At 64.3% G+C, this 14,436-nt stretch carries 17 protein-coding genes; 11 read left to right on the top strand and 6 right to left on the bottom strand.

Annotated elements, in window-relative coordinates; translation table 11 throughout:
* Positions 1–173 precede the first annotated feature (173 nt).
* Positions 174–773 carry a LysE/ArgO family amino acid transporter gene (locus DM374_RS29660; protein ID WP_110973117.1) on the bottom strand — a complete coding sequence of 200 codons (600 nt, stop codon included), beginning with the start codon at positions 771–773 and terminating at the stop codon, positions 174–176.
* 200 nt (positions 774–973) lie between these two features.
* On the opposite strand from DM374_RS29660, the gene DM374_RS29655 reads away from it, so the two are divergent.
* The 3 genes from DM374_RS29655 (at position 974) to DM374_RS29645 (ending at position 3,874) form a co-directional block, all read left to right on the top strand.
* Positions 974–1,900: a LysR family transcriptional regulator ArgP gene (locus DM374_RS29655; RefSeq protein ID WP_110973116.1), complete on the top strand. Its 927-nt coding sequence runs from the start codon at positions 974–976 to the stop codon at positions 1,898–1,900.
* A gap of 15 nt (positions 1,901–1,915) precedes the next feature.
* Complete coding sequence (locus tag DM374_RS29650; RefSeq protein WP_110973115.1) at positions 1,916–2,911, top strand: NAD-dependent epimerase/dehydratase family protein; 996 nt, start codon at positions 1,916–1,918, stop codon at positions 2,909–2,911.
* A 90-nt stretch (positions 2,912–3,001) separates the two neighbouring features.
* A complete protein-coding gene (locus DM374_RS29645; RefSeq protein ID WP_110973114.1) occupies positions 3,002–3,874 on the top strand; it encodes an ATPase in 873 nt (290 codons plus the stop codon).
* Between the two features lie 62 nt (positions 3,875–3,936).
* Here DM374_RS29645 and DM374_RS29640 read toward each other — a convergent pair whose 3' ends face one another.
* The 3 genes from DM374_RS29640 to DM374_RS29630 are packed head-to-tail and all read right to left on the bottom strand — an operon-like array spanning position 3,937 to position 6,492.
* The gene (locus DM374_RS29640; RefSeq protein WP_110973113.1) at positions 3,937–4,986 is read right to left on the bottom strand and encodes an alkene reductase; all 1,050 of its coding nucleotides are present in this window, start codon (positions 4,984–4,986) and stop codon (positions 3,937–3,939) included.
* Between the two features lie 19 nt (positions 4,987–5,005).
* The gene (locus DM374_RS29635; protein ID WP_110973112.1) at positions 5,006–6,175 is read right to left on the bottom strand and encodes an MFS transporter; all 1,170 of its coding nucleotides are present in this window, start codon (positions 6,173–6,175) and stop codon (positions 5,006–5,008) included.
* 14 nt (positions 6,176–6,189) lie between these two features.
* A complete protein-coding gene (locus tag DM374_RS29630; protein ID WP_095154736.1) occupies positions 6,190–6,492 on the bottom strand; it encodes an ArsR/SmtB family transcription factor in 303 nt (100 codons plus the stop codon).
* 191 nt (positions 6,493–6,683) lie between these two features.
* Here DM374_RS29630 and DM374_RS29625 point away from each other — a divergent pair, with 191 nt between their 5' ends.
* Positions 6,684–7,286: an acyl carrier protein phosphodiesterase gene (locus DM374_RS29625; RefSeq protein WP_110973111.1), complete on the top strand. Its 603-nt coding sequence runs from the start codon at positions 6,684–6,686 to the stop codon at positions 7,284–7,286.
* Here the strand turns inward: DM374_RS29625 and DM374_RS29620 are convergent.
* Positions 7,262–8,047, bottom strand: coding sequence for a lysophospholipid acyltransferase family protein (locus DM374_RS29620; RefSeq protein WP_110973110.1), 786 nt, complete (start codon positions 8,045–8,047; stop codon positions 7,262–7,264). The two genes, DM374_RS29625 and DM374_RS29620, sit on opposite strands and share 25 nt — an antisense overlap.
* Entirely contained in the window at positions 8,047–8,802 is a 756-nt protein-coding gene (gene olsB / locus DM374_RS29615; protein ID WP_110973109.1) for an L-ornithine N(alpha)-acyltransferase, read from the bottom strand. The genes DM374_RS29620 and olsB overlap by 1 nt, the downstream gene beginning before the upstream one ends.
* A gap of 133 nt (positions 8,803–8,935) precedes the next feature.
* Between olsB and DM374_RS29610 the strand changes: the two genes are divergently transcribed.
* The 7 genes from DM374_RS29610 to DM374_RS29580 all read left to right on the top strand — a co-directional run bounded on the left by DM374_RS29610 (position 8,936) and on the right by DM374_RS29580 (position 14,289).
* On the top strand, positions 8,936–9,829 hold the full coding sequence (locus DM374_RS29610) for an acyl-CoA dehydrogenase middle domain-containing protein (protein WP_110973108.1): 894 nt from the start codon (positions 8,936–8,938) through the stop codon (positions 9,827–9,829).
* 342 nt (positions 9,830–10,171) lie between these two features.
* Complete coding sequence (locus DM374_RS29605) at positions 10,172–11,224, top strand: serine hydrolase domain-containing protein (RefSeq protein ID WP_110973107.1); 1,053 nt, start codon at positions 10,172–10,174, stop codon at positions 11,222–11,224.
* A complete protein-coding gene (locus tag DM374_RS29600; RefSeq protein ID WP_110973106.1) occupies positions 11,221–11,517 on the top strand; it encodes an amidase in 297 nt (98 codons plus the stop codon). Before DM374_RS29605 ends, DM374_RS29600 begins: the two co-directional genes overlap by 4 nt.
* Positions 11,518–11,562: 45 nt before the next feature.
* On the top strand, positions 11,563–12,144 hold the full coding sequence (locus DM374_RS29595) for a YceI family protein (RefSeq protein ID WP_110973105.1): 582 nt from the start codon (positions 11,563–11,565) through the stop codon (positions 12,142–12,144).
* Position 12,145: 1 nt separating this feature from the next.
* Positions 12,146–13,303, top strand: coding sequence for a phospholipase D-like domain-containing protein (locus DM374_RS29590; protein ID WP_110973104.1), 1,158 nt, complete (start codon positions 12,146–12,148; stop codon positions 13,301–13,303).
* A gap of 94 nt (positions 13,304–13,397) precedes the next feature.
* Entirely contained in the window at positions 13,398–13,979 is a 582-nt protein-coding gene (locus DM374_RS29585; protein WP_110973103.1) for a DJ-1/PfpI family protein, read from the top strand.
* Between the two features lie 10 nt (positions 13,980–13,989).
* The gene (locus DM374_RS29580) at positions 13,990–14,289 is read left to right on the top strand and encodes a ribbon-helix-helix domain-containing protein (protein WP_110973102.1); all 300 of its coding nucleotides are present in this window, start codon (positions 13,990–13,992) and stop codon (positions 14,287–14,289) included.
* Positions 14,290–14,436 lie beyond the last annotated feature (147 nt).

Here is a 14,436-nt window from a genome sequence, read left to right as displayed (position 1 = left end):
GTCTGGTGCGGTGAACGCAAGGCCGATCACGGGCGGCCGGAAGAGCGTCGGCGAGTTTGTACTCTTTGCGACGCAGACCCGGGATCATAGCACCGGGCCCACGTCTAAACCACGCAACAAGTGTATGGACAAGAGGTTCCAGAGCCGTTTCAGCCGGCGGACAAGTGGCTGTTTCAGTTGAAGATCAGTTGCGCCGCTACCGCGAACATCATCACCGCGACCATCAGATCCAGCAGCCGCCAGGTGCTTGGACGCGCCAGCCACGGCGCGAGCCAGGCGGCGCCAAGTGCCAGGGTGAAAAACCACAACAGCGAAGCGCTGGCGGCGCCGGCCACATAGGCGCCCGGCACGGTTTGCTGTGCACCGAGCGAGCCGATCAGCAACACGGTGTCGAGGTAGACGTGCGGGTTGAGCAGGGTCACGGCCAAGGCGCTGAGCAACACCGCGCGGCGCGATCGCAGGCCCTGGCCTTCACCTTGCTCCAGGCTCTGTTTCGAACAGGCACGCTTCAGCGCCTTGGCGCCGTACCAGATCAGGAAGATCGCGCCACCCCAGCGGGCCACCGCGAGCAATGTCGGGTTCTGTGCCAGCACCGTGGCCAGGCCGAAAACGCCGAGCGCCACCAGCACCGCATCGCAGAACACACACAAGGCCGCCACCGGCAGGTGATGCTCGCGGCGCAGGCTCTGGGCGAGGACGAAGGCGTTCTGGGTGCCGATGGCCATGATCAGGCCGAAGGCGACGAGGAGGCCGTTGAGGTAGCTTTGCCACATGGGGAATTGACTCCGGATTGCAGGGTTCAGGGACCTGCTTTGAGGTCTACTCGCGAGCAAGCTCGCTCCTACAGGGATTGGTGTTGTAGGAGCGAGCTTGCTCGCGATGGTGCAGCCTGGCTGCACCACATGCTGGCAATTCTGGCGATTCCTGCGCTATAAGAAAAACCAATAAACCTCATCCCGCATTAGGAAAAGTGATGTTCGACTACAAGCTGCTCTCAGCCTTGGCCGCGGTCATCGAACAGGCCGGTTTCGAGCGGGCCGCGCAAATGCTCGGTCTGTCGCAATCGGCCATCTCCCAGCGGATCAAACTCCTCGAAGCGCGGGTCGGCCAGCCGGTGCTGGTGCGTGCGACGCCGCCAACGCCGACCGAGATCGGCCGGCGTCTGCTCAACCATGTGCAGCAGGTGCGCCTGCTCGAACGGGATCTCCAGGGCCAGGTCCCGGCGTTGGATGAAGAAGGCTTGCCGGAACGCCTTCGTGTGGCGCTCAACGCCGACAGCCTGGCGACCTGGTGGGCGGAAGCGGCAGGGGATTTCTGTGCCCGTACCCAGGTGCTGCTGGACCTGGTGGTGGAAGACCAGGAAGTTGGCCTCAAGCGCATGCGCGCCGGTGAAGTGGCCGGTTGCCTGTGCGCCAGCGAGCGCCCGGTGGCCGGCGCGCGCAGCGTGCTGCTGGGTGCCATGCGTTACCGGGCGTTAGCCAGCCCGGCGTTCATGACCCGGCATTTTGCCGACGGTGTCGAACCGCGCCGGCTAGCGCGAACCCCGGCGATCGTGTTCGGTCCGGACGACGTCCTGCAACACCGCTACATGGCTTCATTAGGCATCAGTGATGGATTCCTGCATCATCTGTGCCCCTCGTCCGAAGGCTTTCTGCGCCTGACCGAGGCGGGGCTGGGCTGGGGGCTGGTGCCGGAGTTGCAGGCACGCGAGCAACTGGCGAGCGGGCGGTTGGTGGAAATTCTCCCTGACCGTCCCATCGACGTGCCACTGTACTGGCATCATTGGCGCAATGGCGGGCAACTGCTTGGCCAACTCACGGATCATCTGCTGCGCAGCGCCAGCCACTGGCTGGTGCCGTGGAGCGAGTCGGCGGCGTCTGCAACATCTGGAAAAAAATAGTAGGCGGAGAGCTTCATGGGAATTCTGGTCACCGGCGCAAGCGGCTTCATCGGCGGGCGCTTCGCACGCTTTGCGCTGGAGCAGGGCCTGGAGGTGCGGGTCAACGGCCGGCGCCCCGAGGGCGTCGAGCATCTGGTGCGGCGCGGGGCGCAGTTCATTCCCGGCGACCTGGCTGACCCGGAAGTGGCCCGGCGCTTGTGCCAGGGCATCGACACCGTGGTCCATTGCGCCGGTGCGGTGGGCAATTGGGGTCGTTATCAGGACTTCTACCAAGGCAATGTGGTGCTCACCGAAAACGTGGTCGAGGCCTGCCTGAAAGAACATGTGCGCCGGTTGGTGCACCTGTCGTCGCCGTCGATCTATTTCAATGGCCGCTCGCGTACCGGGATCACCGAAGACCAGGTGCCCAAGCGCTTCTACGATCATTACGGCAGCACCAAGCACCTGGCCGAACAGAAAGTCTTCGGTGCCCAGGAGTTCGGCCTGGAAGTGCTGGCGCTGCGCCCGCGTTTCGTCACCGGCGCCGGCGACATGAGTATTTTCCCGCGGCTGATGAAGATGCAGGCCAAGCGTCGCCTGGCGATCATCGGCAATGGCCTGAACAAGGTGGATTTCACCAGCGTGCAGAACCTCAACGAGGCGCTGCTCAGTGCGATCAACGCCGGCCCCGAGGCGCTCGGCCAGGCTTACAACATCAGTAACGGCCAGCCCGTGCCGGTCTGGGACGTGGTCAATTACGTGATGCGGCGGATGTCGCTGCCGCAGGTCACCCGTTATCGCTCCGTGGGCCTTGCGTACACCGCCGCCGCGCTGAACGAAGGCTTCTGCATGCTCTGGCCGGGACGCCCGCAACCGACCCTGACCCGTCTAGGCACCCAGGTGATGAGCAAGGACTTCACCCTGGACATCAGCCGCGCCCGGCACTACCTGGACTACCGCCCGCAGGTCAGTGTCTGGGCCGCGCTGGATGAATTCTGCAGTTGGTGGCAGGCGCAGCACGACGGTCACTGAACCAGAACCGCTACTTATGGTCGATGAGGGCGCCGCGCAAGCGGTTTATACTGGCGCCCATTTTGCTATCACCGTGGTTGAAAACTATCCATGCGCAACGATGCTCGAGACGACTTTGATGACGTGCCCACCCTCAAGGCGGTGGAGCGCGATGACGACGAATTCGCCCCGCCGGCCCATCCGCGTGCGGTGCGCGCGAAAACCCCCAAGGCCCCGCTGACCGGGCCGCTGTGGGCGTTGCTCGGCGCCTCGTTCATCGCCTTGGGCGGGGTTGCCTGGTGGAGCTTCCAGCAGATTTCCCTGATGGAGCAGCAACTGGTGGCGACCCAGGAGAGCTTCGCGCGTATCAGCGAAGAGGCGGCGGGGCGTTTGCAGGCGATTTCCGGCAAGGTCAGCGCTACCGAGACGTCGGTCAGCACCGAGAACGAAGCGCTGAAGCTGCAAGTACGGCAGTTGCAGAGCAGCCTCGTTGAACAGGGCAAGCAACAGGAAGGCGTTGCCGGCCAGGCGGGCGACCTGAGCAAGCGTCTGGAAGCGGCGATGGCCCAGGTCAGCCAGCAGCAGGCGGCCAATGCCCAGTTGCAGAGCGAATTGCAGACCCAGTTGAAGACCGTGGCGACCGAATTGGCGGCGCTCAAGGCGGCTCAACTGGACGGCGGCAAGATCGATGCTCAGCTCAAGAGCGTGTCGGACGAAGTGGCGAGCCTGAAGGCTGCGCGGGTGGATGGCGGCAAGATCGATGCCCAGTTGAAAAGCCAGGCTGCCGCGACCCAGCGACTGGAGCAGGACCTGCTGGTGCTCAAGAGCGAGCAGGAAAACCGCCCGGCGGCCACCGCGGGTGCGGCGGCTGGCGGAGCATCGACAGCCGAGTTCGATGCGTTTCGCGGGCAGGTGACCCGCAACCTCAATACGTTGCAGAGTCAGGTGCAGAATCTGCAACAGCAGATCAATGCGCGTAACTGATTCCTTCTGAAAAGGCTGATGGCCTTATCGCCAAACCACGGCGATAAGGCCATCACTTCCTTTTACATCCGCGGATAATCGATGTAACCCACCGGCCCACCGCCATGGAAACTCTCCGGGCGCGGATCATTCAGTGGTGCATCCGCCGCAAGACGAGCCGGCAAGTCCGGGTTGGCGATGAACGGCACGCCGAAGGCCACGGCATCGGCCCAGCCATCAGCCAGAGCGGCGTTGGCGCTCTGCTTGTCGAACTTCTCGTTGGCGATGTACAGGCCGCCGAAGGCTTCCTTGATCTGCCGGCCGAGGCTGTCGTCGGCTTCCTTCTCCCGCGAGCAGATGAAGGCGATTCCGCGCTTGCCCAGTTCCCGGGCGACATAGGTAAAGGTCTCGACGCGATTGGCGTCGCCCATGTCATGGGCATCGGCCCGTGGCGCCAGGTGCACGCCCACGCGGTTGGCGCCCCACACTTCGATGACCGCATCGGTCACTTCCAGCAGCAGGCGGGCACGGTTTTCCAGCGAGCCGCCATAGTAGTCGGTGCGCTGGTTGGTGCTGGTTTGCAGGAACTGGTCGATCAGGTAACCGTTTGCGGCATGCACTTCGACACCGTCGAAACCGGCCGCCTTGGCGTTCTCGGCTGCGGTGCGGTAGGCATCGACGATATCGGCCAGTTCGGCGGTTTCCAGCGCCCGTGGGGTCGGGAACTCGGTGATCGGCCGCACCAGGCTGACATGGCCTTTGGGCTGGATCGCGCTGGGCGCCACCGGCAGTTCGCCGTTCAGGTAGCTCGGATGCGAAATGCGGCCCACGTGCCAGAGTTGGACGAAGATCCGTCCGCCTGCCGCGTGCACCGACTTGGTGACGTTGGTCCACCCGCGAACCTGGTCGTTGGACCAGATGCCCGGGGTATCCGGGTAGCCGACGCCCATCGGCATCACCGAGGTCGCTTCGCTGAGGATCAGGCCGGCGCTGGCGCGCTGCACATAGTACTCGGCCATCAGCGCGTTGGGCACGCGGCCGGCGTCGGCGCGGCAGCGGGTCAGCGGCGCCATGATGATGCGGTTCGGCAGTTCTAGATCGCCGAGGGTGAGCGGATCAAACAGAGTTGTCATTGCACGGACCTCGTATCCATCAGTGGGTAGCGGGCGCCAGTTCGGCTTTGTTGCCGCCCTGGCTGAAAGTGATGAGGGTGACGATCAGCGCCAGCACGGCCAGGGCCGCGGCGGCCAGCGGCACACGGGTCAGGCCCAGTCCTTGTTCGATGACCACGCCACCGGTCCAGGCACCCAGGGCGTTGCCCAGGTTGAAGGCGCCGATGTTGAGGGTCGACACCAGATTCGGCGCGGCCTTGCCGAAGTTCACCACGTTGATCTGCAACGCGGGAACGGCAGCGAAGGCGGCGGTGGCCCAGAGGAACAGGGTGATTTCCGCCGGGATCAGCGCGGTGCTGGTCCAGCTCAGTACGGTGGAGACCACCGCCATGCTGGCGAACACGCCCACCAGGGTGGCACCCAGGCGCCGGTCGGCGAGTTTGCCGCCGAGGACGTTGCCCACGGTCAGGCCGAGGCCGATCAGCAGCAGGGTCCAGGTCACGCCGCGCGGCGAAACGCCGGTGACATCGCCCAGCAGTGGCGCGACGTAGGTGAACAGGGCGAACATCGACGCCGAAAACAGCACGGTCATCGACAGCGACAGCCAGATTCCGGCGCCTTTGAGCGCGGCCAGTTCGGCGCGCATGTCGAGTTTTTCCTCGTCGTGGCGCAGTGGCAGGAAGCGGATCAGACCGATCAGCGCAATCACGCCAATCACCGTCACCGCCCAGAACGTCGAACGCCAGCCGGCAACCTGGCCCAGCGCGGTGCCCAGCGGCACGCCGAGGACGTTGGCCAAGGTCAGACCGGTGAACATCAGGGCGACCGCCGAAGCGCGGCGGTTGGCCGGCACCAGGCTGGCGGCGACCACCGAGCCGATACCGAAGAAGGCGCCGTGGCACAGCGCCGTGACGACGCGGGCGAACATCAGCAGGTTGTAGTCGCTGGCGACCGCGCAGAGCAGGTTGCCGATGATGAACACGCCCATCAGCGTCACCAGCGCCAGCTTGCGTGGCAGCCGCGAGGTGGCCATGGCCATGAACGGCGCGCCGATGGCCACGCCCAGGGCGTAGCCGGTGACCAGCCAGCCGGCGCCGGGGATCGACACACCGAGGTCCTGCGCCACTTCCGGCAGCAGGCCCATGATGACGAACTCGGTGGTGCCGATGGCGAAGGCGCTGAGCGCCAGTATCAGAAGTGAAAGGGGCATTGCGGTGTCCTTTGTCAGAGCTCGCGGCTCAGTTGCTGGAGGAACGCCTTGATGGTGTCCTCGTTGCGTTTGAAGAAGCTCCACTGCCCGACCTTCTGGCTGCTGATCAGACCCGCCCGTTGCAGGGTCGCCAGGTGCGCCGAGACGGTGGACTGCGACAGGCCGCAGCGCTGGTCGATCTGCCCGGCGCACACGCCGTTTTCCAGGCTGTGATGCTGCTCGGGGAAGTGCGCCTGCGGGTCTTTCAACCAGTTGAGGATTTCTCGTCGTACCGGGTGGGCCAGGGCTTTTATTATTTCGTCGAGATCAAGAGGCATGGTCGGGCTCGTGGGATGTGTAGCGGTATATCGCGATGGAGCGAAATATAAATCGGTATTTCGCGATATACAAATATGAAAAGGTTTGGGGTCAAGCATGAATCGGTATATCGGGTTATATCGATATAGAGGCTGAAGGTTTTTCAGCCAAATCTCGCCGACTTTTCCCACAGGCTTTAGACTCAATCCCCATGAACTACCTCGCACATCTCCATCTGGGCGGCGACCAGCCCGAACAATTGCTCGGCAGTCTCTACGGCGATTTCGTCAAGGGACCGCTGCTGGGTCACTATCCTCAGCCCCTCGAAGGGGCGATCCGCCTGCACCGGCGCATCGATGTGTTCACCGACAGCCATCCGCTGGTGCTGGCGTCCCTGGCGCGTTTTCCGTCCGCGCGGCGGCGCTATGCCGGGATCATTCTCGATGTGTTTTTCGATCATTGCCTGGCCCTGCACTGGACCGACTACGCCGAGCAGTCGCTGGATGATTTCACCATGCGGGTTTATCAGGTGCTGGCCCAGCAACCGCAGTTGCCGGGGCGCCTGGCGGGGATCGCGCCGATGATGGCGGCGAATGACTGGTTGGGCTCCTACCGCGAGTTCGCGGTGCTGGAGCAGGTGTTCCGCGGCATCGCCCGGCGCTTGTCACGCCCGGAGGGCATGGCCGGGGCGATGGCGGAAGTGGAGGCGTTGTACCCGTTGTTGCTGGAAGACTTCCGCCAGTTCTACCCGCAATTGCAAATGTTCGCCGGGCAGCAACTGGCGCAGGATCAGGCCGCCTTGGCGCGGCGCTGAGGCAGGGTTTCGGCTTCGCTGCCGAACAGCGTCAGGCTGATCGCCTGCTGAGCCTTGAAGGCCAGCGCGGCGCGTTCCTCGCCTTGGCTGGCAATCGGCGCCAGCAGATGGATTTCCACCTCGCCACACGGCTGCCCGAACAGACGCATCAAATGCGACAGCAGGTCGTCGTCGCCAATGAACGGCGCGATCGCATCCGCCTGGCCGTTGCGCAGGTAGCGCAGGGCGATCGGCTGCAGCGGCACCTCGGTATCGATGGCGCTGGCCAACAGGCGGCCATGAAAGGTGCGCAGGCTGCGGCCATCGGTGGTGGTGCCTTCCGGGAAGATCAGCAAGGCACAGTCCTGTTGCAGGTGCTGGCTGATCTGCCGGCGCAGCAACTGGCTGTCGCCACCGCCACGACGGATGAACAGGGTGCCGGCCTTGTGCGCCAGCCAGCCGGCCACCGGCCAGGTGCGCACTTCGGCCTTGGACAGGAACGACAACGGCGCCAGCATGCCCAGCAGCGGGATGTCGGTCCATGACACATGGTTGCTGACCCAGAGCATCGGCCGTGTCGGCAATTCGCCGATGACCCGGACGCGGAAGGGTAGTGCGTGGGCCAACCGCTTCATGAATACCTGCGACCAGCGCTGGCGCCGCTGCGCCGAGGCGTTGATGCCCAGACGCTCGAACACGCCGAACAGGGTCGCCATGCCCAAGCCAAACGCCACCACCAGCAGCACCCGGACGATGCGTGCGTACACACGCAGGCGCTGCATCAGACGGCCGCCTTGAAGTGGCGGGCGTAACGCGGGCAAAGCTCGTCGCGCTTGAGCAGGATGAACACGTCGGCCACCTGGAAATCCTCGTCCCAGCACGGCTCGCCGCAGATTTTCGCGCCCAGGCGCATGTAGGCCTTGAGCAGCGGTGGCATCTGCGCGATCACATTGCTCGGCAGGGCCAGGTTGGGCAGCGGGTTCTTCGGTTCGGCGCGCAGGTGTTCGGTGCACAGGTGCTGGTCGCGCAGACGCTGCATGATCGCGTGGGCCTGCACGCCGCCGTCCTGCATCGGGATGCTGGCGCAGCCCATCAGGTAGCTGTAGCGGCCTTCGTTGAGGATTTCTGCCAGTTCGCTCCAGAGCACGGCGATGGTGCCGCCGTTGCGGTAGGCGGCATCGACGCAGGTGCGCCCCAGTTCCAGGATCGGGCCTTGCAGATGGCCGAGGCCGTGCAGGCTGAATTCTTCTTCACTGTAGAAACGCCCCAGGCTGCTGGCGGCGTGATGATCGAGCAGACGGGTGGTGGCGACCAGCCGACCGCTGTTGAGGTCGCGCACGCCGATGTGCATGCAGTGATCGTCGTAATCGTCCATGTCCAGGCCCAGTTCGGCGCCTTTGAGCTTGGCCTTGAATTCACCACTGAAGACACTGAAACGCAGGGCCTGGGCCTCGCGCAATGCAGCCGGGCCCACCAGGCGTTCGGCTTGCAGACGGCGTTCAGTGCTGTTGTCGCCAGAGCGAGCGATCTGAGTCATTGCGAGTCTCCATAAGCCAGCCATGGGGTTGCGGCCGGTCGACTTTGTTGTGCAAGCTCAGGCTAGGTAGCGGCGGTGTCACCCCCATGAATGTTTGGTGATGCTTGTATGACAGCCCCCAAGGAGTACTTCGATGGCCTGGCTGGAACGACTCAATCACGCGCATTCACAACCCCTGCTCGAGAACCTTGGCGACACTTGGGCGAGCCTGCTGGAACGCCTCGGCCCGGTATCGCCGTTCGAACTGGCGGTGCTCGGCGGTCAGGCCATGCCGACCCCGGGGCTGGCTTTTCTCACCGGCTATCAGGCGGCGCTGCGGGTGCTCTGGCCCAGCGCGCCGGTCAGCCTTGGCGCGCTCTGCGCGAGTGAGAAACGTAGCGTTCGTCCCGCCGACATGCACATGCGCCTCGACGTGGACGCGCTGCGCCTGAGCGGTGATAAAGACTTCGTCACCGGCGGCATTGATGCCGACTGGCTGCTGGTGGCGGCACGTTGCGAAAGCATTTCCGAAGGCCCGCGGCTGAGCCTGGCGGTGGTCTATCCCGGCGAACCGGGCGTACGCCTGGAGCCGTTGCCGGCCCTGCCGCTGATGCCCGAGGTGGGCCATGCCCGTCTGCACCTGGATCAGGCGCTGTGCGAGCGCCTGGCCGGTGATGGCTGGGACGCCTACGTCAAACCCTTCCGCTCCCTCGAAGACTTGTATGTGCTCAGTGCGTTGACGGCGTGGATGTATGGCATTGGCCGGGCCAATGGCTGGTCGCAGAGTCTGCTCTTGCGTTTGTTGGCGCTGCTTGCCGGTTGCGCGGAAGGCAGTCGGCAGAGTCCGGAAGTCTCCGCCAGCCATTTGTTGCTGGGCGGGCTGTTCGCCCAGTTCAGCGACCTGCGCGACGAACTCAACAAGGCGCTGGCCGACACCGAAGGCGAATGGGCGAATGTGTGGATGCGTGATCAGGGCATCCTCGACATCGCCAGCGCGGCGCGGGCGAAGCGTTTGGAGAAGGCGTGGAGGTTGGCGGGGTTTTCTTGAGGGTTGTGTGGTGGCTGCTATTTGCTAGCCGATAGGTTTTTAGCGCTCTCAAGATCGAGCGCCGCCCGCGCGGCGCATCGCGAGCTAGCTCGCTCCTACAGTGGTTGCAACGTGCCTATGCCTGTCAGGCCATAGTTAACCGCCTTGTTTGTACGACGTGGTATTGAGTCGACCCTAACTGCCTCCCCACAACTGATTGTAGGAGCGAGCTCGCTCGCGATGCGCCGCGCGAGCGGCGCTCGATCTCAGGGACACTGAAAATCCACCGGCTAGCAAATGGCACCCCCATCCTGTCATGAACCCCTGCTAGCCTTGCCCGATCACGCTCTCCGGGTAACGGCCATGCGCACCGCGCTCATCGGGTTTCTGTTGTGGACGGTCTGTACCGTCGCCAGCGCCAGCGACGCGCCGGCACTGGCGGCCTTGCAGTCCTACACCTTCCCTCCACGCAACGATCAGACCCGCGACGGCGTGCGCACCGATGCGCTGCTGGTGATCCGCGATGGTCAGGTGGTGTTGGAGCGGTACGCCACCCCCAACACCGCAGACACCCCCCACCTGACCTGGTCGATCAGCAAGAGCGTGCTGGCGACGGTGCTCGGTGTCGCGCAGGGCGAGGGGCGTTTCACACTGGATGACCCGGTCGCCCGGTTCTACCCGCCAATGCAGGCCCATCCGAACGTCCGTATCGCCGACCTGCTGCACTGGGCCAGCGGCCTGGACTGGCAGGAAGACTATGAATACGCGCCGCTGAAATCCTCGGTGGTGGCGATGCTCTATACCCTTGGTCGCAGCGACATGGCCGGTTTCACCGCCGCGCACGGTGTGGCTGCGGCGCCGGGCGAGCGTTTTCTTTATTCCAGTGGCGACAGCAACCTGCTGGCTGCGGCGCTGCGACAGATGGTCGGCCCGGAGGCGTACGCAGATTACCCGTGGCAGGCGCTCTTCGAGCCGCTGGGCATTCGGCAGGCGGTGTGGGAGCGGGACGCGCAGGGCACCTTCGTGGGCTCTTCCTACCTCTACATGACCGCCCGCGAGCTGGCGCGGATCGGTCAGTTGATGCTGGACGACGGTCGTTGGCAGGGTCGACAACTGCTGCCGGCGAGCTGGGTGGCCTTCAATCGCGAGCCTTTCCACAAGGCCGCCGCCTCACCCGGCGAGGCGATGCCGGGCGGGCACTGGTGGCTCAACCGCGCTGCGCCGGGCCAGCCATTGCCCTGGCCGGATGCCCCGGCGCAAACCTTCGCCGCCCTCGGCCACTGGGGCCAGGCACTCTACGTGCTGCCGGAACAGAAACTGGTGGTGGTGCGCTACGCCGATGACCGCGACGGCAGCTTCCAGCACAACACGCTGCTCCGTCATGTGCTGGCAGCGTTCGGCGGAGAGCGGCCATGAAGCGCCTGCTGTTGGTGGTGGTCCTTGGTCTGCTGGTCTGGGGCTGGTCCGAGCGTGACGCGCTGACGGCGTTTCCTGGCATTCTCAGTGCCTACTCGGCGAAGGAGTACTGTTCGTGCCGCTATGTCATGGGCTTCGATACCGGTTACTGCCAGGGCTATGTGAAGCAATACCTGCCATTGAGCGAGTTGCGGGACGAGCCGTCGAGTCGCCGGGTCGAGGCCGCGGGCCTTGGTCGTCGCAGCAGCGCGATGTGGCTGGGCCCGCGCGAGGGCTGTCGCTTGCTGCCATGAGGGCAGCCGGGTAAGGTTGACGACCAAAGTGTTTCAGGATTTCGCATGCCCAGCCCGCTTCGTCTCGCTCTCGCCTTGCTGGCGATCGTCTGCCTTCCCGCCCAGGCCAATTGGTACCTGGACAACGAGTCATCCCGCCTTTCCTTCATCACCAGCAAAAACGGCGACGTGTCGGAAGTGCACCGCTTCCTGGTCCTGCACGGCAAGGTCGACCGCAAGGGGGCGGCCGAGCTGGAGGTCGAGATGGAGTCCGTCAGCAGCGGCATTCCGCTGCGTGACGAGCGCATGCGCAAAGAGCTGTTCAATGTCGAGGCCTTCCCCGATGCGATCATCAACGCCCAGTTGAACCTGCGCCCGATCAACGACCTGGCCAACGGCGCGCAACTCGAACTGCGCCTGCCGCTGACCGTAACGCTGCATGGCAAAAGCCATAGCTACAACGCCCAATTGCTGGCGACCCGGCTGGACGAGCGGCGCTTCCAGGTGGTGACCCTTGAACCGCTGGTGTTGCGCGCCGAGCATTTCGACCTGGCCCCGGGCCTGGAAACCCTGCGCAAGGCGGCCGGGCTCAAGTCGATCAATCTGTCGGTGCCGGTGGGTGCGGTGCTGATCTTCACGGCCCGCTGACATGGCCGGGCCGGTCTTCCCCTGGCGTTCCGGCAATCAATTCGAACTGCTGATCGACGGCCCGGCCTTTTTCCCGAACATGCTCACCGCCATTGCCCGGGCCGAGTTCCAGGTTGATCTGGAGTTGTACCTGGTGGAGGCAGGCGCTTGCGCGGACGCCATGGTCCAGGCCCTGGTCAGCGCCGCCGAGCGCGGCGTGCAGGTGCGTTGCCTGTTCGATGACTATGGCTCCATGGCCTTCACCCTGGGCTTGCGCCAGCGTTTGCAAGCGGCGGGTGTCGAGCTGCGCTGGTACAACCGCCTGCGCTGGCGCCGTGGCGTGCGAAACCTCTATCGCGATCACCGCAAAATTCTGCTGGTGGACCAGAGCATCGCCTGGGTCGGCGGCACCGGCGTCACTGATGAGTTCTGGCATCCCGAGAACGATGTCAGTGAATGGCATGAGGTGATGGTGGAAATACGGGGGCCGCTGGTGACCGACTGGCAGATGCTCTTCGATCGCCAGTGGCGGGCCAACCCGCGCCGTGTCGCCTGGCGCCCGCCGACCCACTTCGGCCTGTCCCGTTTGCCGCGAATACCGGTCAGTGGTGAGGGCATGGGCCGGGTTGCCTACGCCGACGCCCGGCAACACCGCGACATCCTGCAATCGCTGGTACGCGCGTTGAACAGTGGCAAGCGACGGATCTGGCTGGCGACCCCGTATTTCCTGCCAACCTGGAAAGTCCGCCGTTCCCTGCGTCGGGCCGCCTCGCTGGGCATCGACGTACGCCTGCTGCTCACCGGGCCGCGCACCGATCATCCATCGGTGCGCTATGCCGGCCATCGCTATTACCCGCGCCTGCTGCGCGCCGGGGTGAAAATATTCGAATTCCAGCCGTGTTTCCTGCACCTGAAAATGGTGCTGGTGGATGACTGGGTGAGCATCGGCTCATGCAACTTCGACCACTGGAACCTGCGTTTCAACCTTGAGGCCAACGTCGAAGCGATCGACCCGGCGCTGACCGCTGCGGTGGCCGAGAGCTTTATCCGCGACTTCAGCCAGAGCGTGCAGATTGACCTCGATGACTGGCGCGCCCGGCCCTTGTGGCGTCGCCTGCAACAGCGGGTGTGGGGTTGGCTGGACCGGGTGGTGGTCAATCTGCTGGACCGCCGTGACTGACGTCTGACGTAGTAGCGACTTATTACCCGCGAGTGTCCGGCTGGGTCTAACGTGTCTGGGTACCTTTTCCCTTGCACACGAAGGAGATCGAGAAATGGCGGCCAAGAAAATTCTGATGTTGGTGGGCGACTACGTCGAAGACTACGAAGTCATGGTGCCGTTCCAGGCCCTGCAGATGATCGGCCACATCGTGCATGCGGTGTGTCCGGGCAAGCAGGCGGGGCAGTCGGTGCGTACCGCGATCCATGATTTTGAAGGCGACCAGACCTACAGCGAAAAGCCGGGGCACAACTTCGCCCTCAATTTCGACTTTGCCAAGGTGAACGCCGAGGATTACGACGCGCTGGTAATACCCGGCGGCCGTGCCCCGGAATACCTGCGCCTGAACGAAGACGTGCTGGCGCTGGTGAAAGCCATCGACCAGGCCGGCAAGCCGATCGCGGCGGTGTGTCACGGCGCGCAACTGCTGGCTGCGGCGGGCGTACTGGAAGGCCGCGAATGCAGCGCCTACCCGGCGTGCGCCCCGGAAGTGAAGCTGGCGGGCGGGCGCTATATCGATATCGAGGTGACACAGGCGCACGTCGAGGGCAACCTCGCCACCGCGCCGGCATGGCCTGCGCATCCGGCGTGGCTGGCGGCGTTCCTCGGTCTGCTCGGCACCCGCATCACCCTGTGAAGGAGGGCCCATGTGCGAGCTCTACGTCAAAGCCGACCCGATCCTCTATGAATCGCGCAGCCGCTCGCTGCGCATTCGCGGGGTGGTGACCACGCTGCGCCTGGAAAACCAGTTCTGGGATGTATTGCGGGAAATCGCCGAGGTTGACGGGATGACCACCAACCAACTGATTACCAAGCTCTATGACGAAGTGATGGAGTACCGCGGCGAGGTGGTCAACTTTGCCTCGTTCTTGCGGGTCAGTTGCATCCGTTACCTGAGCCAGCGGCGCAGCGCCGAGCCGATTCCGCTCAAGGCTGTGGGTCGCTGAGATCCGGGAAACAGTGCTGGGGGGCGATGATCTTTGGGTTTGGGTTTGGGTTTGGGTTTGGGTTTGCGAGCTTATCCATTCGATTTGGCGAGGCTGCCGGCCCCTTCCGCCTCTACGGCGGGTCCTTTTGTCTTGGCAAAATGGACG

The organism is Pseudomonas huaxiensis (assembly GCF_003231275.1).
Lineage (GTDB): Bacteria > Pseudomonadota > Gammaproteobacteria > Pseudomonadales > Pseudomonadaceae > Aquipseudomonas > Aquipseudomonas huaxiensis.
This window is presented reverse-complemented; position numbering and strand designations above follow the sequence as displayed.

Excerpts from the sequence above, each read along its gene's own strand:
- DM374_RS29580 (WP_110973102.1), top strand. The coding sequence starts at position 13,990 with ATGTGCGAGCTCTACGTCAAAGCCGACCCGATCCTCTATGAATCGCGC.
- DM374_RS29595 (WP_110973105.1), top strand. The coding sequence starts at position 11,563 with ATGCCCAGCCCGCTTCGTCTCGCTCTCGCCTTGCTGGCGATCGTCTGC.
- DM374_RS29650 (WP_110973115.1), top strand. The coding sequence starts at position 1,916 with ATGGGAATTCTGGTCACCGGCGCAAGCGGCTTCATCGGCGGGCGCTTC.
- DM374_RS29620 (WP_110973110.1), bottom strand. The coding sequence starts at position 8,047 with ATGCAGCGCCTGCGTGTGTACGCACGCATCGTCCGGGTGCTGCTGGTG.
- DM374_RS29630 (WP_095154736.1), bottom strand. The coding sequence starts at position 6,492 with ATGCCTCTTGATCTCGACGAAATAATAAAAGCCCTGGCCCACCCGGTA.
- DM374_RS29645 (WP_110973114.1), top strand. The coding sequence starts at position 3,002 with ATGCGCAACGATGCTCGAGACGACTTTGATGACGTGCCCACCCTCAAG.
- DM374_RS29660 (WP_110973117.1), bottom strand. The coding sequence starts at position 773 with ATGTGGCAAAGCTACCTCAACGGCCTCCTCGTCGCCTTCGGCCTGATC.
- DM374_RS29585 (WP_110973103.1), top strand. The coding sequence starts at position 13,398 with ATGGCGGCCAAGAAAATTCTGATGTTGGTGGGCGACTACGTCGAAGAC.
- DM374_RS29640 (WP_110973113.1), bottom strand. The coding sequence starts at position 4,986 with ATGACAACTCTGTTTGATCCGCTCACCCTCGGCGATCTAGAACTGCCG.
- olsB (WP_110973109.1), bottom strand. The coding sequence starts at position 8,802 with ATGACTCAGATCGCTCGCTCTGGCGACAACAGCACTGAACGCCGTCTG.
- DM374_RS29625 (WP_110973111.1), top strand. The coding sequence starts at position 6,684 with ATGAACTACCTCGCACATCTCCATCTGGGCGGCGACCAGCCCGAACAA.
- DM374_RS29600 (WP_110973106.1), top strand. The coding sequence starts at position 11,221 with ATGAAGCGCCTGCTGTTGGTGGTGGTCCTTGGTCTGCTGGTCTGGGGC.
- DM374_RS29605 (WP_110973107.1), top strand. The coding sequence starts at position 10,172 with ATGCGCACCGCGCTCATCGGGTTTCTGTTGTGGACGGTCTGTACCGTC.
- DM374_RS29635 (WP_110973112.1), bottom strand. The coding sequence starts at position 6,175 with ATGCCCCTTTCACTTCTGATACTGGCGCTCAGCGCCTTCGCCATCGGC.
- DM374_RS29590 (WP_110973104.1), top strand. The coding sequence starts at position 12,146 with ATGGCCGGGCCGGTCTTCCCCTGGCGTTCCGGCAATCAATTCGAACTG.
- DM374_RS29655 (WP_110973116.1), top strand. The coding sequence starts at position 974 with ATGTTCGACTACAAGCTGCTCTCAGCCTTGGCCGCGGTCATCGAACAG.
- DM374_RS29610 (WP_110973108.1), top strand. The coding sequence starts at position 8,936 with ATGGCCTGGCTGGAACGACTCAATCACGCGCATTCACAACCCCTGCTC.